Source organism: Lysinibacillus sphaericus OT4b.31 (assembly GCF_000392615.1).
Classification (GTDB): Bacteria; Bacillota; Bacilli; order Bacillales_A; family Planococcaceae; genus Lysinibacillus; species Lysinibacillus sphaericus_B.
On the sequence record NZ_KB933398.1, the window covers coordinates 446796 to 470507 of the forward strand.

The window sequence follows — 23712 nt, forward strand, 5'->3', positions numbered from 1 at the left end:
TGGGACAGAATGAACGTAAAATTTTTTAGTCGATCTAATTGTGAACTATGTGAAGTGGGCTTACGTACTTTGAAGCTTGTGCAAGAAGATATCGCGTTTGCTATAGAAATAATCGATATTGAGGCAGACGAAGTCATACATGAAAAATATATGCTCATGATTCCTGTAGTGGAAAAGGATGGTCATATTTTACAATATGGTAATTTGGATTACGCAACCCTTGCGGCAGCGCTTGTATAGCTCGAATTGTCTACTTAATATTTGATGGAAGGGGCTCTGCTCATGTATATACCAGCGGCATTTAAAATCAAAGATACATCTGAAATGATAAACACGATACAAGTGAACAGTTTTGCAACTTTGTTTTCAACTTATGAAGGGATGCCTTACGCCACACATCTTCCTTTATTGTTCGATGAAACGCAGAATTGTTTGATTGGCCATTTTGCAAAAGGCAATCCGCAATGGAAGAACATCGAGCACCAACATGTTTTAGCGGTCTTCCAAGGTCCTCATTGCTACATATCTCCATCATGGTATGAAACAAATCAAGCTGTCCCTACATGGAATTATGTAGCAGTGCATGTTTACGGAGATATAGAGCTTATTGAGAAGGAAGCGGAATTAGTCAATTCTTTTAACAATATGATTTCAAAATATGAAGGCAAGGATAGTCCCTATAGCTTATCTGAAGTGGATGCACAGTTAATAACGAATTTAAATAAAGGCGTTCAGGGCTTTAAAATAAACATCTCACGCATGGAAGGTAAAAAGAAATTGAGCCAAAACCATTCAATAGACCGACAAAATTTAGTCATTCAGCATTTAGAAGAAGTAGAGCAATCAAACGAACAGCAAATTGCCCATTTAATGAAGCAAAATATGAAATAATTATAAACACTCAGTTTAAAAGGAGCGCTCTTTTAAACCGAGTGTTTTATTGTTTATGCCTATAAAATATTAGTTTTCACAAATTGTTCAATGAAAGCGTTTTGAATATGAACAGTTTGTGAAGAGCTTCACGTAAAGCTTTCTTTTAAAGAAAATCGGAGTACAATAGGAAGCAGTAAGAAGTTGTTATAAGACAGTTCGAATGAAATTATCACATTTTAGTGTTTGTTATATTACAAAAACAATTTGAAGGGAGATTTTACAATGTGGGTTATTACAGTATTTGAGAAAAAGGATATTCGTATTTTTGAATACACAAACAAAAATGAGGCTACAAAAGCTTTAGCAAGTTTCAAGAAAAACGCTGTATTATCTTTTACAAATTAATTGACAAAATCTCGTAACCGCAATTGAAGGTTACGAGATTTTTTTTGTAGAGGGTGAGAACGGATTGTTTCTTAATACCGAAGTACACGGTTTTCAAAACAATGATGCTCCTAAGTTTTTTTTATCCTTTTACAAAATACCTATTTTTGGTTTTATAACGATTAATTAGGTAAAAATATTCATGGAAATCTATTGGTAAATAAGTTATTGTATGGATTGGATTTAACAAAAGGGCAGGGAAGTGTATTGTTTGAACATTCATTTTTTTGAAATTCTTTATTTCATACTTTTTTATGTTATTTGGTCTTTGATATATTATAGGACTGCTAAAGCAAATGGTTTCGAGGATGTTGCATATCTAAGTTTTATACCTATCATCAACATATATATAATGTTTTTACTTATTGCAAAAGGCAATTCAGATATCGAACGAAGAGCTTCAGCTAAGAAAATGATAATTCTTTTTATTTGCTTATTTATTGTCGGAATTATTCCAGCAATAAGATTTTTAGCAGCAATTCCGTTTATATTTTTTGTATATTATTTAATATACCGTATATTTTATCGATGGGTAGGTGATAAAACCTATGGCATTTTTTATATGGTTCTAAATGTATTTACTTGCGGAATCTTTTTCATTATTTACGGGTTGTTACATATGAATAAACCATTTCGTGTAGCTTAATCATGTTCTACATATAAAATAAAACGATTTTAAAATGAGAAACCACAAAAAAACTATAAAAAAGTTTTTTTGTGGTTTTTTACCTTTGCCTGCTAGGTCAAATAAATAAATGTGAATACCATTATTTACTTGCCCTTTTTTAATTTAAGTAATATAATGAAATTACAAGTGGGACATAATTTTATATAGTGGGATAAAAAACGTCCCATTATAATAGAAAGGTAGTAGATGTGTATGTTAACCATACCAGAGGCACAGCAAAGACTACTTCCGGAAATGTATCCGCTTCTTCAATCAAGATATCGCATCTTGCAATCAATTCAACTAATGCAACCCATTGGACGACGAACACTTGCAGAATCACTAAAAATGACAGAACGTGAAATACGAAAAGAAACAGACATTTTACGTGAGCAAGGGTTATTAGATATTCAAAAATTGGGTATGGTATGTACGAGTGATGGCATCGCCGTTATTGAGCAGCTACGAGCATTGGTTTACGAGTGGTCTGGACTTACACAGCTTGCTAAATTACTCGAAAAACGTTTTGGATTGCAACATGTGATTGTTGTACCAGGCGATTATAATGATGATGAAACGGTATTGACATTGCTTGGTAAAGAGGCAGCACACCAATTTTTATCAAACATTATTGGTGAGCAAGTTGTCGCTGTTACAGGTGGCAAATCGGTGGCTTCGCTTGCGCAATTTTTACAACCAATTGATTCCAAGCAGAACGTAACATTTGTTGCTGCACGTGGGGGAATTGGACATGAAATGCAAATGCAGGCCAATACACTTGTCGCGACATTTGCAATGCAGATGAATGCCCAACATCGAACTTTGTTTTTACCAGAGCATTTAAGTGAGCAAGCATATCAAGCGATGCTGAAAGAGCCAATGGTTATTGAAATGATGGCTTACTATGATCGGGCAGACTGCGTGATTCATGGTATCGGCTCTGCGGAGGAAATGGCAGTTCGTCGTAATTCGTCGCCAGAGGATTTACGGATTCTCGAGGAAAAAGGAGCTGTCAGTGAAGCGTTTGGCTATTACTTTAATGCCGAAGGAGCAATTGTCCATCGTATTCGTACGATTGGTATTCAGCTTGAACAAGTAGAGCAATGTAAGCATGTCATTGCGGTGGCAGCAGGTAAACAAAAAGTGAACGCGATGCTTTCTTATTTTAAAGTAGCGCCAAAGCAGACTATTTTTATAACGGATGAAGCGGCAGCAAAAGAAATTGCTGAACGTTACCTGTAAGTATAAATACAAACATTATTGGAGGAATTGACAATGGTATTAAAATTAGCAATTAATGGATTTGGACGAATTGGACGATTAGTATTTCGTGAAGCAATGAAGCAGGAAGAGTTTGAAGTCGTTGCAGTGAATGACTTAACAGATGCTGGCCAACTCGCGCATTTATTAACATATGATTCTGTACACGGTATCTATGATGCTGAAGTATATGCAGATGGCGATTCTTTCGTAGTGAATGGTAAAAAAGTTAAAGTATTTGCTGAAAAAGACCCAGCGCAATTACCTTGGGGTGAGCTTGGTGTTGATGTGGTGCTTGAGTGTACAGGTAAATTCCGATCAATGGAAGAAGTAAGCAAACATATTGAAGCAGGTGCAAAAAAGGCAATTCTTTCAGCACCAGCAAAAGGGGATATGCCGACGTTTGTAATGGGTGTAAACCATCAGGATTACAATCCAGAAACTGATGATGTAATTTCTAATGCGTCTTGTACAACAAACTGTCTTGCACCAGTAGCAAAAGTGCTAGATGAAAAATTTGGCATTGAACGCGGTATGATGACAACAATTCACTCATACACAAATGACCAACGTATTCTAGACTTCCCGCACTCTGATCCTCGTCGCGCACGCGCAGGAGCAGTATCGATGATTCCAACAACAACAGGAGCAGCCGTTGCGGTTTCTAAAGTATTACCACAGTTAAAAGGTAAATTAGATGGCTTCTCTATGCGTGTTCCTACACCAAATGTTTCATGTGTGGATTTAGTCTTAGAACTTAAAGCAGAGGTTACGAAAGATGCCATCAACGCGGCTTTAAAAGAAGCTTCTGAAAATGAGCTAAAAGATATTTTAGGTTACAATGAGTTACCGCTAGTATCAATTGACTACAATGGCAACCATAGTTCTTCAACTGTCGATGGACTTTCTACTATGGTATTAGAAAATAGTATGGTGAAGGTTCTTGCGTGGTATGACAACGAAATTGGTTACTCTACTCGATTAATGGACTTAGCGTTATATATTGCAGAACAAGGTTTAAATGATAAATAAGTGTCATAATTCGTAATTTGAAGTAAAAAGTGTGACATAATACCGCTTTTTACGCATAAAAAGTATAGCCTTTATAATGTCTAAAAGATATAATATACAAGGGTAATGGGAGTAGGGGACGTTTACCCTTACTCCCTTTTTTAGATAAAAAATTAATGCAGCATTTAAAAGACATATTACGAGACATTTGCTACTATTTAGTAAAAGTTAATTATCACAAATAAAGGTATCAGTAGAATGTGTGTAGACCAAGATGGGTGAGGCACATGACAGACACGAGCCAAAAAACTTTGAAGGGGGTTTCTTCATGTTAAATAAAAAGACAATGAAAGATATCGATGTAAAAGGGAAGCGCGTTTTTGTACGAGTTGATTTTAATGTTCCAATGGCCGATGGTGCTATTACAGACGAAACACGTATTCGTGCTGCTATTCCAACAATTGAGTACTTAGTAGAGCAGGGGGCTAAAGTAATTTTAGCATCCCATTTAGGTCGTCCAAAAGGTGAAGTAAAGGAAGATATGCGTTTAACAGCAGTGGGGATTCGCTTAGCTGAGTTGATAGGCAAGCCGGTGACAAAATTGGATGAGTCAATTGGCGAAGCAGTAGAAGCAACTGTTGCCAACATGCAAGACGGCGATATCGTACTACTTGAAAACGTGCGCTTCCATGCTGGTGAAGAGAAAAATGATACTGCACTTGCAGCACAATTTGCAACAGTAGCAGATATTTATGTCAATGATGCATTTGGAGCAGCACACCGCGCACACGCTTCAACAGAAGGAATTGCGAAGCATATACCTGCTGTATCCGGCTTCTTAATGCAAAAGGAACTAGATGTTCTTGGTAAAGCCTTATCTAATCCAGAACGTCCATTTACAGCAATTATTGGTGGGGCCAAAGTAAAAGATAAAATTGGTGTGATCGAAAGCTTATTAGAAAAGGTAGATCACTTAATTATCGGTGGAGGACTATCATTTACTTTTATTAAAGCACAGGGGTACGATGTTGGTAATTCCTTATTAGAAGAAGATAAAATTGAGTTAGCAAAATCTTTCATTGAAAAAGCGAAAGCAAAAGGCGTGCAATTACATATGCCGATTGATGCAGTTGTAGCAAACGAATTTTCAAATGATGCTGACACGATGATCGTAGATGTAAATGCGATTCCATCAGATTGGATGGGTCTAGATATTGGACCAAAAACAGCTGCAAACTACGCTGAGGTTATTAACAATTCTAAATTAATCATCTGGAATGGACCAATGGGCGTCTTTGAAATGGAAAAGTTTGCTGATGGCACAAAAACTGTCGCACATGCCATGGCAACAACAAATGGCTATACAGTGATCGGTGGCGGTGATTCTGCTGCGGCTGTGGAAAAATTTGAAGTAGCAAACAAAATGGATCACATTTCGACAGGTGGGGGTGCTTCACTAGAATTAATGGAAGGTAAAGAGCTTCCTGGTATTGTCGCGTTAAATGATAAGTGACATGTTAATCGGTGGGGATTTCAAATAAACTAAAATACCCGTTAGTTCGGGATAAATAAAAGATAGGGGACACCTACGATGCGTAAACCAATTATTGCAGGAAACTGGAAAATGTATAAGACATTTGATGAGGCGATTCAGTTTGTCGATGCCGTACAGGACAAACTCCCTTCAAATGACAAAGTAGATGCTGTTATTTGCGCACCGGCGCTATTCTTGCCAACACTTGTACAAGTAGCTAGCGACTCAGAGCTAGCCATCGGTGCACAAACGATGCATTATGAAAACGAGGGTGCATTTACCGGGGAAATTAGCCCAGCACAACTTGCGAGTGTTGAAGTAGACTATGTGATTTTAGGACATTCTGAACGACGTGAATTTTATAATGAAACAGATGAAGCGATAAATAAGAAAGTCGCAGCAGCTCTTGCGCACAATATTGTACCAATTATATGTTGTGGTGAAACGCTTGAGGAACGTGAAGCAGGTATTACTGAACGCAAGGTAGCTGGTCAAATTACTGCAGCCCTTGCCGGTTTTTCTGCACAAGAAGTAGAGCATATGGTCATCGCCTATGAACCTATTTGGGCGATTGGCACAGGTAAAACAGCAACAGCGGACGATGCCAACCAAGTATGTGGAGCAATTCGTGCAGTTATGAAAGGACTTTATGATGTTGAAACAGCAGAGGCTGTGCGCATTCAATACGGCGGTAGCGTGAAACCAGACAATATTAAAGAATTATTATCAAAAGAACATATCGATGGTGCACTAGTTGGTGGCGCGAGCTTACAACCAGATTCCTATTTAAAATTATTGGAGGCGGCAGCAAATGCCTAAAAAGCCAGTAGCATTAATTATTTTAGATGGCTTTGCATTCCGTGATGAAACATTTGGCAATGCAGTAGCCCAAGCCAAAAAACCAAATTTTGATCGTTATTGGAATCAATTTCCTCATGCAACATTAACTGCGGCTGGTGAAGCAGTAGGGTTACCAGACGGACAAATGGGGAATTCTGAAGTAGGACACTTAAATATCGGTGCTGGCCGTATTGTGTACCAAAGTTTAACACGTCTAAACAAGTCAATTCGTGATGGTGATTTCTTTACGAACCAAGCTTTTTTAGATGCGGCGGCACACGCAAAAGCACACAACTCGAAGCTACATCTCATGGGCTTACTATCAGATGGTGGGGTGCACAGCCATTATGAGCATCTATTTGCCTTATTGAAATTGGCGAAAGAGCAAGGTTTAGATGACGTTTTTGTTCATGGTTTCTTAGATGGTCGTGATGTTGGTCCAACAACAGCCATGGCCTATATCGAAGAAACTGAAAAACAAATGGCTGCAATCGGCATTGGGCAAATTGCCTCCATTCATGGACGTTATTATGCCATGGATCGCGACAAACGATGGGACCGTGTAGCACTCACTTACAATGTATTAGTTGATGGAGTCGGCCAATCAGCTGAGAGTGCTAAAGGTGGCGTAACTGAATCATATGAACGCGAGGTAACCGATGAATTTGTTATACCTTTTAGTGTTCAACAGCATGGAGAAGCGGTGGCGACAATTGGTGATAATGACGCTGTTATTTTCTTCAACTTCCGTCCTGACCGAGCGATTCAACTGTCTAAAGTGTTTACGAATAATGATTTCGATGGCTTCGCCTTATCGGCAAAACATCCTAGAAATTTAAAATTCGTATCTTTCACTCATTATAGTGATGAAGTGAACGCACAAGTTGCCTATGCCAATGACAATTTAAAAAATACGATTGGTGAAGTATTAGCTTCTAATGGCAAAACACAGCTTCGTATTGCAGAAACAGAAAAGTATCCCCATGTTACGTTCTTTATGAGCGGAGGACGTGAAGACAAATTCGCTGGTGAAGAGCGTATTTTAATTGCCTCTCCAAAAGTAGCGACATACGATTTAAAACCAGAAATGAGTGCTTATGAAGTAACAGAAGCATTACTTGCAGAGATTGCTGCAGATAAATTCGACGGTATTTTATTGAATTTTGCTAACCCAGATATGGTTGGGCATAGTGGGATGTTAGAACCAACGATTAAAGCAATCGAAGTAGTAGATGAATGTTTAGGTAAAGTAGTAGATGCCCTTCTTGCAAAAGGTGGCGCAGCTATTATTACAGCTGACCATGGTAATTCTGATGAAGTTATGACTTTAGAAGGACAGCCAATGACAGCTCATACAACAAATCCTGTTCCAGTGATTGTGACAAAATCAAATTTAATGTTAAGAAATGGTGGTATTTTAGCCGATTTGGCGCCTACCATGTTAGAATTATTAGAGGTGTCACAACCTATTGAAATGACAGGTAAATCATTAATTGAAAAAGAGGAGAATTAATTATGCCATTTATTACACAGATTTATGCGCGCGAAGTTTTAGACTCACGTGGGAACCCAACAGTAGAAGTAGAAGTATTTACGGAATCAGGCGCTTTTGGCCGTGCAATCGTGCCATCTGGTGCATCTACAGGTGAATACGAAGCGGTAGAATTACGCGACGGTGACAAATCACGTTACCTAGGCAAAGGTGTATTAAAAGCAGTTGAAAATGTAAATACAATAATTGCAGAAGAATTAGAAGGTAACTTCTCAGTTCTTGACCAAGTTGTGATCGACAAAGCTTTAATCGAGCTTGACGGCACAGAAAACAAAGGAAAGCTAGGCGCTAATGCAATTTTAGGCGTATCAATGGCAGTGGCACATGCTGCGGCAGATTATTTAGATGTACCTCTTTATCAATATCTTGGCGGTTTCAACTCAAAACAATTACCAGTCCCTATGATGAACATCATAAATGGAGGCGCTCACGCTGACAACAACGTAGATATTCAAGAATTCATGGTAATGCCTGTAGGCGCTGAAAGTTTCCGTCATGCACTACGCATGGGAGCTGAAATTTTCCATAACTTAAAAGCCGTATTAAAAGACAAAGGCTACAATACAGCTGTCGGTGATGAAGGCGGTTTTGCACCAAACCTTGGTTCAAACGAGGAAGCAATTACAGTAATTCTTGAAGCAATCGAAAAAGCTGGCTATAAAGCAGGTGAAGAAGTGAAACTTGCAATGGATGTTGCTTCATCTGAGTTATTCAACAAAGAAGATGGCAAATACCACTTAGATGGTGAAGGCGTTGTGAAAACTTCTGAGGAAATGGTTGATTGGTACGATGAGTTAACTGCTAAGTATCCAATTATCTCTATCGAAGACGGCTTAGACGAAAATGACTGGGCTGGTCATAAGTTATTAACAGATCGTATTGGCTCTCGCGTACAATTAGTAGGTGATGACCTATTCGTAACGAATACGAAAAAATTAGCTGCTGGTATTGAGCAAAGTGTAGGGAATGCCATCCTAATTAAGGTAAACCAAATCGGTACATTAACAGAAACATTTGAAGCAATTGAAATGGCAAAACGTGCTGGCTATACAGCTGTTATCTCTCACCGTTCAGGTGAATCTGAAGATGCTACAATTGCTGATATTGCAGTGGCAACAAACGCTGGTCAAATTAAAACAGGTGCTCCATCTCGTACAGACCGTGTGGCGAAATACAACCAACTTCTTCGCATTGAAGATCAACTTGGTGAAACAGCAGAGTATTTAGGGTTAAATTCTTTCTATAATTTAAAATAATATTAACTATATGTGATGTTTAATTGCTTGGTACATTTTGTATGCCGAGCAGTTCACTAAAATAAGTTGTCTCAAAAGTATAGCAATGCTTTTGAGGCAATTTTTTTATTGGCATAAGCAAACTATTATTCAAAAATTGCAGTTGAAAAACCAGACTATTGCAGCACATGCTGAAGAATGGTCAGTAACGTATAGGAAGTATTGCGTTAGAGAATAAGGGACATATTCATTGAAATATTGTACACAAAAGGGTCAGTTCTAAGTGATAAATAGCATCACTTAGGACTGACCCTGCTTTTGTTTAAGGCTGTTCCCAATATTTGTCTAGTTCCTGATTTAGATATACCCAGCCTTTCCACGCAATATGAATGGTATCCATAATGAAATATGGATCGTACTCGTGGTCAGAGAAATCGACATAAGGAACATCAGCAGCTGTTAACACTTGCTCCATTTTTTTATAGTATTCCTGACGACGATCTTGTGGATATTCTGCGTAGTCGTACCAGCGACCATTGACTGGAATAGACACAAATAGAGGCTTAGCACCGGCATCTTTCAGCACATCGATGACTAGCTGAAAGTCCTGGTATTCTGGTGACTCTGTATAGTCCACATGTTTTCGGAAGCCCTCTAACTTTTTAAGATTGGAATTTTCCAGTCGTTTGTAAAACTTATTTTCGATCATTAATTCATTGGATACACGTTTTTGACCATATGCTTCCGCATGCTGTAGTTGCTGTTCAAATGTTTGATTCGTAATAAGCTTGTCATTACTTTTTAAATTATGAGAAGTACTAGGAAAAAGAGAGTAGTATAAATCCTTTTTCTCCAGTAAAGCCTTTTGCACACGGCCTGCCATCATTGCAAGACGTCCTACAATCGGCCTTTCCTTACCGTCAGACATTTTAAATTGATACATAGCTCTTAACAAATGGTCCCGCTTTACCGTATCGAACTGTAGCAGACGCTCCATGGCATCATTTCGAAGCTTTGGATCAATCTCTTTGTTAAAAGCTAAATCATAGGCATGTAGCATGGAATAGTTAGGTGAAAAATGAAGCTCTTCCATCCCTTTTGCTGTAAACCATTGTGGCGAAATGATAAAGACAATCTTTTTATCTTTTAAATTTCCCTCTTGGGCAGCAAAATTTAAAAAGTGCGTAATGGACTGCATACCGCCACGGCCAATCATAAATGTAGAATAGGGAGCATCCGTCGCACGTACGTAATTATAAGGGTGAAAGGGATCGAAACGATTCAACTCTGAAGACCCATATAATGGCATCGAATTAGACTCTTGTAACATGCGTTCCTGTAAATACATGCCTTGAAACATCAGAGGGGCCATACTGGTCTTTGCCTGCTCTACATGTGCATCTGAAATCCACGCCTTTATCCAAGAATTAGGAAAGAATACAAAGGCAGCAAATAGAACAAATGCTACTAAAAGTGATAAGAAACCCTTTTTTATCATTGTCTTTCAGCTAATTTCGCAGCAATACGATTTGGCGTGTTCCATTCCTCACGATTAAAATCTGTGATAGGTACAGAGATATCAAAGCGATTTTCAATTTCTACTAATAGATTGATTGTGCCAAAAGAATCAAGAAGTCCTTCTTCAAATAAATCCATGTCAGGGTTTTCTAAAACTACATCATCCTCACATAAGTCTACGAGCATTTCGAGTATTTGTTGTTTTTCCATTTTAGTAATTCTCCTTTAGTGTTTAAAATAATTGACCTGAAAAAATATAGAAACCAAAACAAACCGCATTAAAAGTGATAAATATGCCTAAAGCATGCGTCCATTTATTTTTTGGCCAGCGCTTATGTTTTTTGTTCCAGCGTTCAAATTTATCGAAGCTAATGATTAGCATGGCATGATATAGTCCGTACACGACATAGTGCCATTCGAGTCCATGCCAAATACCCATTAAAAAGAACAGCAAAAAGAAGCCGATATATGAAATTGCGTACTTGTTTTTAATCCATTTTTTTTTCGTCATCCACAGTACAAACCGCATATATACATAGTCCCTAAACCAGAAAGAAAGACTCATATGCCAGCGATTCCAGAAATCTTTAATATTACGACTTGTAAATGGTCGGTTAAAGTTAATAGGTGTTTGAATGCCCATAATGCGACTGACACCAACAGCAAATGCACTGTAACCTGCAAAATCGAAAAACAAATAAAAACTATACATATACATATACGCTATATGCCCTTGAAAAGGTGTCAAATAATTATACGTATGGTTGGGTAAATAGATAAGCGTATAATTATAAATGAGGTAAGCTAAGATAAATTTATATAGAAAACCTACAAATATATAATTAATGCCGCTTAACAGTAGCTTTTGATAATCATTAGCAGAAGGTACTGTTTGCATGTCTTTGTAAAAGCGTCGCCAGCGATCAATTGGACCAGATGATACTGTTGGGAAGAACAATAAGAAGTAAGTAAGTTCCACCACAGAAATTTTGTCTTTTATCAGGCCATCACGCGTTTCTAAAATCATTTGTACGGATTTAAAGGTAATGTAGGAAACACCAAGAAAGCCAAACAAATGATGAAGGCCGAGTATTGGTAGCACCTTTACAAGTACCAGTGGGAAAATAGAAAGTAATACGGCTATGACAAATACAATACCGCTGTTTTTTTGCAACCGATACTTTTGGTACGTAATAATAAGTATTAACTGAAATAAGGTGAAGAGTACGAGCGAAACAGTTCCATTTATAGAATGGCCAAAAATAATGGCTAAAATGAGTATGGAAATGAAAATATTATAGCGTTTGGCTGATTTCCCTCTTAGCCCTAATAGAATGGTAGGCATTAACAAAATACTAATTATGATAAAGAAAATTATATTTCCATAAGGCGTCATACTTTCTCCATAACCGCCAATCCTTTACGATCAACTTTACCATTGGTATTTAAGGGTAAGGAATCAATGTATATGAATTTTTTTGGAATCATATAGGAAGGTAATCGTTCTGATAATAATGATTTAAGCTGCTTTGTCATCTTGAAAGCCGATTCTAAAAGCTGTTCACGGAGAACAACATAAGCACTTAGCGAAACAATGTCATCCCCTTTTAAAACAGGTACAACTACACATCCATTTACAGGAGATAGATCGCCAATCTGTTTTTCTATCTCTTCAATTTCTAATCGGTAGCCATGCAATTTCACCTGAAAATCCTTACGCCCAGCAAAGAATAGGTAGCCATCCTTTTCATAGCCAATATCACCTGTTTTATAAATCCGTGCGCCCTCTACTGAAGGGAACGCTTTTGCCGTTAAGTCGGGTGCTCCAAGATAGCCTGCACTTACAGTTGGCCCAGATATGATGATTTCGCCATTGTCGTGTAAGGATAAATTAGGCTCAGACATAGGAGCAATTGGTAACTGTTCAAATCGTTGTAGAAGTTCTTTTGTTACCTCCACATATGAAACTGCAACCGTTGTTTCAGTCGGTCCATATAAATTGAAGATAGATGCTTGTGGAAAACGTAACATTAATTCTTTGACGACTTTTTTTGGTAAAACCTCTCCACAGAACAGGAATGTATTTAATTGTGGCATTAATCCCTGATGCCAATCCTTATTCATTAAACACATTTTGGCAAAAGAAGGAGTGGAAGTCCAAACACCTATCCCTGAGTCCGCTAAATCATCGAATAATGATTTTGGATTAGCTATTTGTTCGTGGGTAATGGCGTAAAGCGTGTGACCTCCTACTAGTGCAGGATACAAATCCATCACAGATAAATCAAAGGAATAGGGAGCTTGATTTAGAAATACACCTGATTGCTGAATAGGGAAGTGATTATTCATCCAAACGACAAAATGTGCTAAATTATCTGCTGTAATTTGAACACCTTTAGGCTTACCTGTAGAGCCTGACGTGTAAATGATGTAATGAATGTCATGATTCTTTACCCAAGTGGCAGGCTGAGTTGAAGTAGTTGTTGTTCGTGTTACAGCATCCCTTACTGCTATTACAGGAATTGATAGGGGCGTACTTAATTCCTCCGTAGTGAGTAGCAGGCAAGCTTCAGATGCTTCGATAATGACCTGAAGGCGCTCCATTGGTGTGGAGGAATCGACGGGTACATAAGGATGCCCTGATTTAACGGCGCCTAAAAAAGCAACAATTTGTAAAGGGGACATATGCCCGTAAACAATAATAGGCTGTTGGTTTTTTAATTCTAGAGCCATTAAATGATGTGCTAAACAATCCGAGTAATCCCAAAGTTCACCATACGTTAATGATTCATTACTGGTACGATAAGCAGGATGATTCGGGTTTTGTAGGGCCACATTTTGAATAGCGGCTAATACACTTAACATAATAAAATCTCCTTTTTCTAAAATTCCGTATATATAAAAGGCCCAGCGTTCATATCATGGAAACCATGAATCAGAAACAGCAGTACCAAAACGATGAAATAAAACAGCGTATAACCTATAAAACGACAATACTCATTATTTTTGATGGATTGCATTTATCCACCTCCGATTTTGAAAAAATGTAAAAAATAACAACTTGTGTAAATATACTAGATTTCGTCATGTTTTTTCAAGTTATTTTTGTATATTTATTTTTAACACTGTTTTGACGGTATGTGTAGAAAAATGTTGCAAATTAATAGAGAATTCATAAAATAGTAAGATTAATTTAAGATTAAATTAAGATTCTTTGGAAGTAGATAGATATGAAGGAGAATGAGGGAATATTTCAGAAAAATAGTGTGTCTTATTTTATACGAAAACTATACGAAGGACAATGACTTGAAGGAAGAAAGAATGCGATGTCCTCAGTTGAGAAAACTGATAACATCGCATGCAAGTTTATTTGACCCCGCTTTAACGGTCAGTAAGCCGCTCATCATGGTCCGAACAACTGACCGTAAAAGCCCGATTGGTTCAACTAACAATCAGTAGTTCACTGATTGTAGTTTCACTTTATCGTATTTAATACTTTTTCTGATACGTAGAATTCTGAGCCATTGTAGACATTAATTGTATCAAAAGTTTGCGTTTTTGAAGTTGCTTCACCATTCGTTGAAACTTGATCATAAATCACTATATTCTTGTTAACGGGAATAGTTACTGTCATATCGCCTTTTTTAGCAATAAATTTTGGGTTCTCTGTATCAGCCAGGTCAATTTTTGTTGTGAAGCCTTTTGCTGTTAATTCTTTCGTTGCCGGTTTGTATAAATTGTCCGTAAGCTTTGCTAAATCAAAGTCCATAAACTGAGCCATTGCATGGGCTAAATCAGTATTTTCTACAAGACCAGTCACTTTTGATGGACCGAATGAGTATAAGAATACATCCTCACCAGTATGACCACCAGTTGTAAAGCCGATGTTTGCACGGTTCGCCAGCATTTTTACCATCTCACTGCCTAAATCTTTAGCCGATTTTAACGTTGAAAGCTCGTCCTCTGTTAAATTGTCTAAACCGTATAATGCAGCTACTTCTACCAGATTTGATTTGTCTTCTTTTAATTGACTGAGCGCACCTTCAACTGTCATTGTTGCTTTTTTCAATGGGTCGATATAGGCAGAGACAGGTATGCTTGAATACGTACTTGTTGTATTGGCATTTCCCATCGTAATACCGCTATTACCGTGGTCTGTTACGGCGATGACCATCGTGTTACTATCTTCTTTAGCGAAGTCAATGGCTTCTTTGACAGCATCATCGAACGATAAAATATCACTAATCATGCCGATTGTATCGTTGGCATGTGCTGCCCAGTCTACCTTACTACCTTCCACAAATAGGAAGAATCCGTCCTCGTCTTTTTTTAGCGTATCAATTGCTTTGTTTGTCATTTCAGCAAGAGTTGGCTCAGAGGCTCTCGTTTTCTCACGGTCTAAATCATAGGCAAGTGCACTTGGTGCAAAGCTGCCCCAAATTTTAGCTGATTGACTATTTAGTAGCTCGTCTCGTGTTTTAACAAGCGCGTAATTCTTCTCTTGTAAGACGTTCACTAAATTTTCGCCATCTTTGCGTGCATTCTTCGTTGTACCTGGTGAGAGCGATTCTAAACCGCCGCCTAATACAACATCAATGTTTTGATAAACCTGTTGCTCAGCTATGTCGCCGTATTGACTTCTATTTTTAACATGAGCAGAAAAACCTGCTGGTGTTGCATGTTGAATCTCTGAAGTGGAAATCAATCCAGTTGCTTTACCCTGTTGTTTCGCTCCTTCTAAAACATTGGCTACAGGTTTAAAGCCATCTTCTTTCGCAATCTGCTCTAGCCCCGGAGAGTTGATGACAGATGGTAAAACACCCACGTATTTATCATTGGATTTATGTCCAGTTGCTAACGCCGTTGCTGCAGGAGCCGAGTCTGTGATAGCTGATTCAGCGGAGTACGTACGCATAGCACCCGTTAAAATTTCGTCCATTGCCAAGGCTTCACCTTTATACCAACGGGAAAGAGTGATGGCATTATTACTGCTACCATCCATTACGAGCATAATAACATTCGTTGGTTTTTTCACTTCTGCGGCTTGTACTTCTGGTAGTGTGATGCTAAGCGACGATAAGGTAATAGCGCTTGCTAAAAACAATGAACTCCATTTTTTTGAGTATTTCATGATTTTCCTCCTTATAGGTGAATTCGTTACTAATTGTAAAGGAGTAATGTAAAGAGAAAATGATAGATTTGTTAATAGATTATGGTAATTTTGTTAAAGTTAATATATCTGTTTATTATGGAAGTATTTTTTTACTAACCTCACCGTCAATTGTTTCATAGTAAAGTACATCATTTTCTGTGTAGAGATTAAGCACTTCCTGCTCAAGCAAAACTTCCTCCTGTCCATTACTCGTAAGAATTTTTGTTAAATAGCCTGCGTTATCATAATCACTACAATAGATAGCATCATGATGGACAGCTAAATAGTAGCACGATGTATCTGTAATTTGCTTATTACTATTGGTTGTTAAATCATACTTATAAACCTTGCCGTCCTGAATGTCGTTATAATAAATCGCTTTATTTTCTGTATCTGCATACCACATATTATGCATAAAAGCATAGCCATCGCTTGTTGCAGCATGATAGTTTTCCGTTTGCCAAAGATGATCTGTGCTTAGTTTTTCATCATTTAATAAAAAATATTCGTAGGAAATTGCATACGGTTCATTAGCGTCGATGTCATTCCAAGTTGTATCAACATGGTACCAATCATCATCGACATTCACTAAATTCCAGGCATGCAATTCGTCGTCGCTATAGCCATATACGTAGTCTGCTTCAAGACCAGCAGCTAAAAATAAACGATATGCTAATAATGCGTAAGCTTGACAAACGCCAGTGCCATCTTGAATAAGCTCATAAACTGTCTGTCCTTCTGTAACGCCTTCTTCTGTATAAGTGGCTAGCAAAACGACGTAATCATTGACCGCCTTCGCTCGTTCAAAATCGTTCATATCAGCTGAAATATATGTATTCACAAAGTTTTTAACATACGCATCGATATGTGCTTCTTTTTCTACATCTGTTAAATAGGTTATCTTAAATTCAACAGAAAATCCTTTATCCTCTTCCCAATATGTCCATTGATAGTCAAGGAAATAACCAGCAGTATAGGGATTCACATAAGAAAGTAAACTCGTAATATCATTAAGCTGCTGCTCAAAAGCATCGCTCTTTAGTTTCCCTCTATACGTTACTTCAAAGTCTTTATCAAAATTTGCAATATGCTGTTCTATTTTTTTTATGAATTGCAACAGTGCAGGATCTTCGTCAAACAATGTAGTAGAAAAAAGATCATTGGTTGATAGATTAGTGGATAAGGCCTTACTTTCAGGTTGCTTTAGCTCTTCGCCATCTTCCGCAGTGTCTAGTGAATCCTCAACTTCTACTTTCTCTTGAAGTGTATCGACATCGTGTGCACAAGCAACAAGTAAGCTTACAAGACAACTGAACAGTAGTAGCGATATTTTGTTCTTCATACATAACCCTCCTGTTTTTTTCATTTTAATCCATTTTATTCTAGAAGGTTAGCGCCGTAATGTCTATTTTATAGGAAATCTACTAAAGATAGACAAATATTGTGATTTTGTGTTCTTAGATTGTCATCGTACCCTTTTTTTGTTATAATGTAGTGTGTTGTGATGTTTCAAAGTTCGGGAGGTGCAGTAGATGCATACAGTAGTATTAGTATCATTAGTTGTCGTATCATTAGCATTGGTTGTTGTTGTATTACTTCAATCAAGTAAAAGTGCAGGCTTGTCAGGTGCCATCTCGGGTGGAGCTGAACAACTATTTGGCAAACAAAAAGCACGTGGTATGGATTTAATTCTTCACCGTGCAACAATTGTGTTAGCAGTATTATTTTTTATTTTAGCAATCGCTATTACAAAAATCTAATAGTTGAAGATGTATCGCCTAACCACGCATGGTTGGGCGTTTTCTTTTATCTACATACTAAAGAAGATTCTACCTTAATAGCTGACAAGATGACTGTGATTGTCCTTCATTGTCAGTGAGTGTTTATACATCGACTGAGTGGCTAAACACCATGTTGATCAAAGCCTCCGGACGCAATTACGCAAATGTGTAATTGATCTGGCTATAATAGATATAATATGTATTAGGATGAAGGAGAGCACGCAATGAACAAATCACTATCTCAGCCATTTTTCTTTCAAGCAGGACCGCGTGCAGTATTATTACTGCATGGGTTTACGGGGAGCTCTGCAGATGTGCGTATGCTTGGACGATTTTTAGAGAAGAAAGGGTATACTACATTAGCACCTCATTATAAAGGTCACGGTGTGGAACCTGAAGAACTAATCACAACTGGCCCAGCGGACTGGTGGCAGGATGTTGTAGCGGCCTACCAACAATTACAGGAAGCGGGTTACCGAGAAATTGCCGTAGCGGGACTTTCACTAGGCGGTGTAATGGCCTTAAATGTTGCCCTGAATAATCCTGTTAAGGGCATCATTACGATGTGTGCGCCTATGACAATGCGGACAACCGATATCATGTTCGAAGGTGTATTAAAATATGCCAAAGACTATAAAAAATACGAAGGAAAAAATGAAGCACAGATTGATGCTGAAGTTTCTTTAATTGCAGAGAAAGGAATGCCTTCTTTGCAAGACTTACGTAATTTTATCTCGCAGACACGTAAAGACATCGATATGATTTATGCGCCAATTTTTGTCGTTCAAGCTACAAATGATGAGGTAATTGACACAGAATCTGCCAACATTATATATAATCAAACTGAGTCACTTGAAAAACACATCAAGTGGTATGAAAACTCAAAGCATGTTATTACATTAGATCAGGAAAAAGAGCAATTACATGATGATATTTATCGTTTTTTAGAAAGCTTAAATTGGGCAGACTAATATGTAGAGTTAGGATTTTCACAAGAAGGAGGGAATATGTATGACAGAACATAAAGATTCACTACAAAGTCGTTTAGTCGATTTTTTCGGTGAAGAAGAATATAAGCCATTAACAGTTGGTGAAATCGAGGACGAATTTGGCTTTGAGGATGCTGAAGAATTTAAAGAACTAGTCAAAACACTCGTGCGTATGGAGGGACAAGGTTTAGTAGTCCGCTCACGTTCAAATCGCTATGGCTTACCAGAACGTATGAATTTAATGCGTGGTAAATTTATCGGACATGCAAAGGGCTTTGGCTTTGTTGCACCTGATATTGAAGGAATGGATGATGTGTTCATTCCACCGCACGAAGTAAATGGTGCGATAAATGGGGATACGGTACTTATTCGTGTGTTAAAGGAATCATTCGGTGATCGCCGTGAAGGAACAATTACGAAGGTAGTTGAACGTGGACAAACGAAATTTGTTGGCACATTCCAAGCAAACCGAGGTTTTGGCTTCGTCGTTTTAGACGACAAAAAACTGCCAATGGATATCTTCATTGCCAAGGGCGATACATTAGGAGCTGTTGATGGACATAAGGTTGTTGTGGAAATAGCCACATGGCCAGAAGACTTAAAATCAGCAACAGGCTATATTACAAAAATTTTAGGACACAAAAATGATCCAGGTGTGGACATCCTGTCTATTTTATATAAACATGACATTCCACCAGAATTCCCAGACGAAGTAGTTACGGCTGCACAAAGAGTGCCTGATGAAATTTCACAAGCTGATTTAATGGGACGTCGTGATTTACGTCATGAAACGATTGTCACAATTGATGGAGCAGATGCAAAAGACTTAGATGATGCTGTAACAGTAACGAAAAATGTGGACGGTACTTACAAACTTGGCGTACATATTGCAGATGTTAGCTATTATGTAACACAAGGTTCTGTGCTAGATATCGAAGCATATGATCGTGCGACAAGTGTATATTTAACTGACCGCGTTATTCCGATGATTCCACATCGACTATCGAATGGTATTTGTTCATTAAACCCACACGTAGATCGTTTAACGCTGTCCTGTGAAATGATTATTGATGCGAATGGTAATGTAATTTCACATGAAATTTTCCAAAGTGTAATTAAAACAACGGAACGCATGACATACACAGACGTCTATAAGATATTAGAGGAGCAAGATGAAGCACTTATTGCTCGTTATGAACCACTTGTTCCAATGTTTAAAAACATGGCCGAACTTTCTAAGATATTACGCCATAAACGTGAAATGCGCGGCGCAATTGACTTTGACTTTAAGGAGTCTAAGGTAATTGTCGATGAGGATGGTTGGCCAGTCGATATCGAGTTGCGTGAACGTACTGTGGCAGAGAAATTAATAGAAGATTTCATGCTGGCAGCCAACGAAACAGTTGCCGAACATTTCCACTGGATGAATGTCCCGTTCCTATACCGTATTCACGAAGATCCAAAGCCAGAAAAACTACAACGTTTCTTTGAATTTGTCACGAACTTCGGTATTTTAATTAAAGGTACAGGAAATACCGTGCATCCTAAGGCATTACAAGATGTCTTAACGGCAATTGAAGGTATGCCAGAAGAGCCTGTTATTTCAACAATGCTCCTACGTTCGATGCAACAGGCGAAATATTATCCTGAAAGCATAGGCCACTTTGGTCTATCAACGGATTTCTATACGCATTTCACTTCACCGATTCGTCGTTATCCGGACTTAGTGGTACATCGTTTAATCCGTACGTATTTAATTAACAAGGATACATCAAGAGAGACGGTTGCACAGTGGGGCATGGCAATGGATGAAATTGCTGACCATACTTCGGAGCGTGAACGTCGTGCTGTTGATGCAGAACGTGATACAGATGCACTGAAGAAAGCACAATATATGTCCGATAAAATTGGTGAAGAGTTTGAGGGCATTGTCTCTTCCATTACGAACTTTGGGATGTTCATTGAGCTACCAAACACCATTGAAGGACTCGTACACATCAGCAATATGACCGATGATTATTACCGTTTCGATGATCGTCAAATGATTATGATCGGTGAACGTACAAACCGTCAATTCCGCATTGGGGATGAAGTAACAGTACGTGTAGCGAATGTTATCATTGAGGAATCATCTATTGACTTCGAAATCGTCGGGATGGTAACGTCGTATGGACGTACTCGTAAAACAACACCGACCGTTATCCATGCACGTAAAAATTATAACGACAACAAGGATGGCCGCAAAGGACGTCGCGATGATGATACTAAATCAGTGCGAGGTGATTCTTCGAAACGTGGAGACTCAAACAAACGCGGCGATTCATCTAAACGCAGCGACTCATCGAAACCTGGAGAGCGACGTGAAAGTGATCGCGATCCACGTGGTCGTCGCAAAGATGGCTCAAGCCCAGGTCCTAAAAAAGGCGTAAAACAAAAGCAAAAGTTCTACGAGGGCGTTGCTAAAAAAGGTAAAAAGAAAAAATCAAAACGATGATAACAAAAGGCGAAAAGCATCCATTTACCTCGGCAGTGCTGGAGTATACTTGTACTTTATATGCATATGTACACCGTGGGTGGGTGCTGGAAGCTAGATAAAATTCAGAAGGCGAAAGTGCGCTTTATGGCACTTTCGTTTATGTGATTATAATCCTGTGTGGGCAGGTATCATCCTGCTCCACCTTTGAATAGAGGGTGAATCGTATGGCAAAAGGTGCTGGAAAAGTATTAGCACAAAACAAAAAGGCAGGGCATGACTACTTCATTGAAGAGACGATTGAAGCAGGCATGGTACTTACGGGGACAGAAATTAAATCAATTCGTGCCGGCAAAGTCCAATTAAAGGATTCCTACGTAAGAATCAGTAGTGGCGAAGCATGGATTAGCAACATGCATGTCAGCCCGTTTGACCAAGGGAACCGTTTCAACCACGACCCACTGCGCTCTCGCAAATTACTCTTGCATAAAAAGCAAATCGGTGAGCTAGTCGGTGCAGTAAAGCGGGACGGCTACACAATTGTCCCATTGAAAATGTACCTGAAGGACGGCTATGCCAAGCTCCTAATTGGCGTTGGTAAAGGGAAAAAAGACTACGACAAGCGTAACGACATGCGCAAAAAAGAAGCAAAACGCGAAATGGAACGTGTTTTCAAGGCAAACAATCAAGTTTAAGAGAATCACAGCTCACCATACGATGTGGTGAGCTTTTTTTGTTTGTGGGATGTGATTGGCGGAGGGAGTGTGGAGTGGTGGATAGAGAGGTTGAACTGACGGATAGAGTGGCCAAAGTGACGGATAGAACGGTTGAACTAACGGATAGAGAGCTACAATTGATGGATAGAAAGCCGTAACTGACGGATAGCGAACTCAAACTGACGGTCACAACTTGGAAATAGCCGACTTTAAGTTCTAAATATAGGGTTAGAAAATATAATAAAGAACGAACTGGCAGCTAGCGATTTAAGGAGGAGAAACGATACTTACGATTAAGCGGAAATTAATGTTTGTGGAAATGGAGCATATTTACTTTGCGGAACAATGTGACGATATAAAAGAAAATAAAAAACTAGTTTGCTATACACAAACGAAGCGACCTGAGCAAAAACTTGAAGGCCATACGACATTGCAAATAATCTTGCAGCAAGAGGAGGACGTGTTATTAGCTGATTTATCGAAAATGAATCGCTACATGCTTCGGCGTGCAAAAAAGGAGCCTTATCAAATCATTGTTAAAGAACAGCCAACAGATTTAGAGCTACAGGAATTTCAGCAATTTTACAATGCATTTGCAAAAATGAAGGATACAAACCGCGTGCGTAAATTTCATATGCAAACCTTAAAACTTCTCCGTGAAAAAGGTGCATTGGTCTATACAAAGTTGCAAAATAATGAAGGTGATGCACTATGCTATCGTATTTACATTGTAGATGGCGATATGGCATTGAATCTATACACGGGTACGGCTGCCTGGATAAAAGATCGACCCGATTTAAAGCAGCAAATACGTTTTGCCAATCGTTACTTACTGTGGGAAAATATCATGATGTTCCGAAACAGAGGCTTTGCTCGCTATGATTTCGGTGCATTGACAAACAAAGAAGAAATCAAAGAATTTAAGCTGGGCTTTGGCGGGCAAGAAGTGGATGTCTATTTTGGCTATCTCACAGACTCCATGATAGGAAAGCTATTTTTACAATTGAGAAAGCTGAAATTTAAGGTAGTGAAATAATCATCCAAGGCGGCGCACTTGAAGTGTCGCTCTTTTTGTTCTATAATATGAATTACTGATTGCCAGATTTAATGGAAGCGTACTTTTGGCTCCCACCGTACTAGAAGAAATTCTAGCCTACTTGAATGCTTTTCTTTTTGGAAAGCTATAAAGGTTACAAGACACGACTAGTCAAGGAAATGAACGAGCAAGTACCACAGCATACATCAGTACATGAGGATGCGAGTGAGTGAATGGACGAAGACATACGATGTGTATTGTAAGCCATATCAAGGGGACGTTACGGATTCGACAGGGATGGTTCAAGCTTTAGTCGCGCGTCGGAGGTCTCGGCTCCGTCATCAACGGAAGTTATATAATAACTGGCAAACAACAAAACTTAGCTTTCGCAGCGTAAGCTCTTAAGCGCTCTGCCTATGCATCGCCCATGTGCATAACGTAGGGCCCAACTTTAGTGGGATACGGTCGGTGGTACCACCTGAGTCACCGGCAAGAGATTTCCAGGTTAGCGTACAGGACGCCTGTTTGTCGGCATAATGCTACGTGAAATGCGAATAGGCAAACTACACGCGTAGAAGCTGAAGTATTGGAGTCTTTGGACGCGGGTTCGACTCCCGCCGTCTCCATAATA

The 23712-nt window shown here is 38.7% G+C and carries 21 protein-coding genes and 1 other RNA gene; 15 read left to right on the forward strand and 7 right to left on the reverse strand.

Translation table 11 applies throughout. The features are described 5' to 3' along the window. Positions 1-9: 9 nt before the first annotated feature. From H131_RS02120 to eno, 9 genes are all read left to right on the forward strand, one after another. Positions 10-240, forward strand: a complete 231-nt coding sequence (locus H131_RS02120; RefSeq protein ID WP_010857397.1) for a glutaredoxin family protein — start codon at positions 10-12, stop codon at positions 238-240. 42 nt (positions 241-282) lie between these two features. Beyond that, positions 283-891: an FMN-binding negative transcriptional regulator gene (locus tag H131_RS02125; RefSeq protein ID WP_010857398.1), complete on the forward strand. Its 609-nt coding sequence runs from the start codon at positions 283-285 to the stop codon at positions 889-891. A gap of 264 nt (positions 892-1155) precedes the next feature. Next, on the forward strand, positions 1156-1278 hold the full coding sequence (locus tag H131_RS25810) for a hypothetical protein (RefSeq protein WP_010857399.1): 123 nt from the start codon (positions 1156-1158) through the stop codon (positions 1276-1278). Positions 1279-2197: 919 nt separating this feature from the next. Next, positions 2198-3226: a sugar-binding transcriptional regulator gene (locus H131_RS02135; protein WP_010857401.1), complete on the forward strand. Its 1029-nt coding sequence runs from the start codon at positions 2198-2200 to the stop codon at positions 3224-3226. A gap of 33 nt (positions 3227-3259) precedes the next feature. Further along, the gene (gene gap, locus H131_RS02140; protein WP_010857402.1) at positions 3260-4276 is read left to right on the forward strand and encodes a type I glyceraldehyde-3-phosphate dehydrogenase; all 1017 of its coding nucleotides are present in this window, start codon (positions 3260-3262) and stop codon (positions 4274-4276) included. A gap of 307 nt (positions 4277-4583) precedes the next feature. Next, a complete protein-coding gene (locus tag H131_RS02145; protein ID WP_010857403.1) occupies positions 4584-5768 on the forward strand; it encodes a phosphoglycerate kinase in 1185 nt (394 codons plus the stop codon). Positions 5769-5846: 78 nt separating this feature from the next. After that, a complete protein-coding gene (tpiA, locus tag H131_RS02150; RefSeq protein WP_010857404.1) occupies positions 5847-6608 on the forward strand; it encodes a triose-phosphate isomerase in 762 nt (253 codons plus the stop codon). Further along, entirely contained in the window at positions 6601-8142 is a 1542-nt protein-coding gene (gene gpmI, locus H131_RS02155) for a 2,3-bisphosphoglycerate-independent phosphoglycerate mutase (protein ID WP_010857405.1), read from the forward strand. The genes tpiA and gpmI overlap by 8 nt, the downstream gene beginning before the upstream one ends. A gap of 2 nt (positions 8143-8144) precedes the next feature. Then, a complete protein-coding gene (eno, locus tag H131_RS02160) occupies positions 8145-9437 on the forward strand; it encodes a phosphopyruvate hydratase (RefSeq protein WP_010857406.1) in 1293 nt (430 codons plus the stop codon). A 301-nt stretch (positions 9438-9738) separates the two neighbouring features. On the opposite strand, the gene dltD is transcribed toward eno, so the two are convergent. The 7 genes from dltD to H131_RS02195 all read right to left on the reverse strand — a co-directional run bounded on the left by dltD (position 9739) and on the right by H131_RS02195 (position 17428). Beyond that, positions 9739-10914 carry a D-alanyl-lipoteichoic acid biosynthesis protein DltD gene (gene dltD / locus H131_RS02165; protein WP_010857407.1) on the reverse strand — a complete coding sequence of 392 codons (1176 nt, stop codon included), beginning with the start codon at positions 10912-10914 and terminating at the stop codon, positions 9739-9741. Beyond that, positions 10911-11144, reverse strand: coding sequence for a D-alanine--poly(phosphoribitol) ligase subunit 2 (gene dltC / locus H131_RS02170; RefSeq protein WP_010857408.1), 234 nt, complete (start codon positions 11142-11144; stop codon positions 10911-10913). The genes dltD and dltC overlap by 4 nt, the downstream gene beginning before the upstream one ends. Before the next feature lie 22 nt (positions 11145-11166). Continuing rightward, the gene (gene dltB / locus H131_RS02175; protein ID WP_010857409.1) at positions 11167-12330 is read right to left on the reverse strand and encodes a D-alanyl-lipoteichoic acid biosynthesis protein DltB; all 1164 of its coding nucleotides are present in this window, start codon (positions 12328-12330) and stop codon (positions 11167-11169) included. Continuing rightward, a complete protein-coding gene (dltA, locus tag H131_RS02180) occupies positions 12327-13799 on the reverse strand; it encodes a D-alanine--poly(phosphoribitol) ligase subunit DltA (protein WP_010857410.1) in 1473 nt (490 codons plus the stop codon). Before dltA ends, dltB begins: the two co-directional genes overlap by 4 nt. Before the next feature lie 17 nt (positions 13800-13816). Beyond that, the gene (locus H131_RS02185) at positions 13817-13954 is read right to left on the reverse strand and encodes a teichoic acid D-Ala incorporation-associated protein DltX (RefSeq protein ID WP_036129727.1); all 138 of its coding nucleotides are present in this window, start codon (positions 13952-13954) and stop codon (positions 13817-13819) included. Positions 13955-14409: 455 nt separating this feature from the next. Continuing rightward, positions 14410-16065, reverse strand: coding sequence for an alkaline phosphatase (locus H131_RS02190; protein ID WP_010857411.1), 1656 nt, complete (start codon positions 16063-16065; stop codon positions 14410-14412). A 115-nt stretch (positions 16066-16180) separates the two neighbouring features. After that, the gene (locus tag H131_RS02195; RefSeq protein WP_010857412.1) at positions 16181-17428 is read right to left on the reverse strand and encodes a transglutaminase domain-containing protein; all 1248 of its coding nucleotides are present in this window, start codon (positions 17426-17428) and stop codon (positions 16181-16183) included. A gap of 190 nt (positions 17429-17618) precedes the next feature. Between H131_RS02195 and secG the strand changes: the two genes are divergently transcribed. The 6 genes from secG to ssrA all read left to right on the forward strand — a co-directional run bounded on the left by secG (position 17619) and on the right by ssrA (position 23710). After that, positions 17619-17846, forward strand: a complete 228-nt coding sequence (gene secG / locus H131_RS02200) for a preprotein translocase subunit SecG (RefSeq protein ID WP_010857413.1) — start codon at positions 17619-17621, stop codon at positions 17844-17846. A 245-nt stretch (positions 17847-18091) separates the two neighbouring features. After that, positions 18092-18838 carry an alpha/beta hydrolase gene (locus H131_RS02205; RefSeq protein WP_010857414.1) on the forward strand — a complete coding sequence of 249 codons (747 nt, stop codon included), beginning with the start codon at positions 18092-18094 and terminating at the stop codon, positions 18836-18838. Positions 18839-18878: 40 nt separating this feature from the next. Beyond that, positions 18879-21350, forward strand: coding sequence for a ribonuclease R (gene rnr / locus H131_RS02210; protein WP_010857415.1), 2472 nt, complete (start codon positions 18879-18881; stop codon positions 21348-21350). A 206-nt stretch (positions 21351-21556) separates the two neighbouring features. Next, a complete protein-coding gene (gene smpB, locus H131_RS02215) occupies positions 21557-22024 on the forward strand; it encodes an SsrA-binding protein SmpB (protein ID WP_010857416.1) in 468 nt (155 codons plus the stop codon). Positions 22025-22352: 328 nt separating this feature from the next. Beyond that, on the forward strand, positions 22353-23081 hold the full coding sequence (locus tag H131_RS02220) for a hypothetical protein (RefSeq protein ID WP_010857417.1): 729 nt from the start codon (positions 22353-22355) through the stop codon (positions 23079-23081). 273 nt (positions 23082-23354) lie between these two features. Further along, positions 23355-23710: a transfer-messenger RNA gene (gene ssrA / locus H131_RS23385) on the forward strand. The last annotated feature ends 2 nt before the right edge of the window (positions 23711-23712 follow it).

Bases quoted from the DNA above. Each gene is read 5' to 3' on its own strand.
- H131_RS02120 (WP_010857397.1), top strand. From the start codon at position 10: ATGAACGTAAAATTTTTTAGTCGATCTAATTGTGAACTATGTGAAGTG.
- H131_RS02125 (WP_010857398.1), top strand. From the start codon at position 283: ATGTATATACCAGCGGCATTTAAAATCAAAGATACATCTGAAATGATA.
- H131_RS25810 (WP_010857399.1), top strand. From the start codon at position 1,156: ATGTGGGTTATTACAGTATTTGAGAAAAAGGATATTCGTATTTTTGAA.
- H131_RS02135 (WP_010857401.1), top strand. From the start codon at position 2,198: ATGTTAACCATACCAGAGGCACAGCAAAGACTACTTCCGGAAATGTAT.
- gap (WP_010857402.1), top strand. From the start codon at position 3,260: ATGGTATTAAAATTAGCAATTAATGGATTTGGACGAATTGGACGATTA.
- H131_RS02145 (WP_010857403.1), top strand. From the start codon at position 4,584: ATGTTAAATAAAAAGACAATGAAAGATATCGATGTAAAAGGGAAGCGC.
- tpiA (WP_010857404.1), top strand. From the start codon at position 5,847: ATGCGTAAACCAATTATTGCAGGAAACTGGAAAATGTATAAGACATTT.
- gpmI (WP_010857405.1), top strand. From the start codon at position 6,601: ATGCCTAAAAAGCCAGTAGCATTAATTATTTTAGATGGCTTTGCATTC.
- eno (WP_010857406.1), top strand. From the start codon at position 8,145: ATGCCATTTATTACACAGATTTATGCGCGCGAAGTTTTAGACTCACGT.
- dltD (WP_010857407.1), bottom strand. From the start codon at position 10,914: ATGATAAAAAAGGGTTTCTTATCACTTTTAGTAGCATTTGTTCTATTT.
- dltC (WP_010857408.1), bottom strand. From the start codon at position 11,144: ATGGAAAAACAACAAATACTCGAAATGCTCGTAGACTTATGTGAGGAT.
- dltB (WP_010857409.1), bottom strand. From the start codon at position 12,330: ATGACGCCTTATGGAAATATAATTTTCTTTATCATAATTAGTATTTTG.
- dltA (WP_010857410.1), bottom strand. From the start codon at position 13,799: ATGTTAAGTGTATTAGCCGCTATTCAAAATGTGGCCCTACAAAACCCG.
- H131_RS02185 (WP_036129727.1), bottom strand. From the start codon at position 13,954: ATGCAATCCATCAAAAATAATGAGTATTGTCGTTTTATAGGTTATACG.
- H131_RS02190 (WP_010857411.1), bottom strand. From the start codon at position 16,065: ATGAAATACTCAAAAAAATGGAGTTCATTGTTTTTAGCAAGCGCTATT.
- H131_RS02195 (WP_010857412.1), bottom strand. From the start codon at position 17,428: ATGAAGAACAAAATATCGCTACTACTGTTCAGTTGTCTTGTAAGCTTA.
- secG (WP_010857413.1), top strand. From the start codon at position 17,619: ATGCATACAGTAGTATTAGTATCATTAGTTGTCGTATCATTAGCATTG.
- H131_RS02205 (WP_010857414.1), top strand. From the start codon at position 18,092: ATGAACAAATCACTATCTCAGCCATTTTTCTTTCAAGCAGGACCGCGT.
- rnr (WP_010857415.1), top strand. From the start codon at position 18,879: ATGACAGAACATAAAGATTCACTACAAAGTCGTTTAGTCGATTTTTTC.
- smpB (WP_010857416.1), top strand. From the start codon at position 21,557: ATGGCAAAAGGTGCTGGAAAAGTATTAGCACAAAACAAAAAGGCAGGG.
- H131_RS02220 (WP_010857417.1), top strand. From the start codon at position 22,353: ATGTTTGTGGAAATGGAGCATATTTACTTTGCGGAACAATGTGACGAT.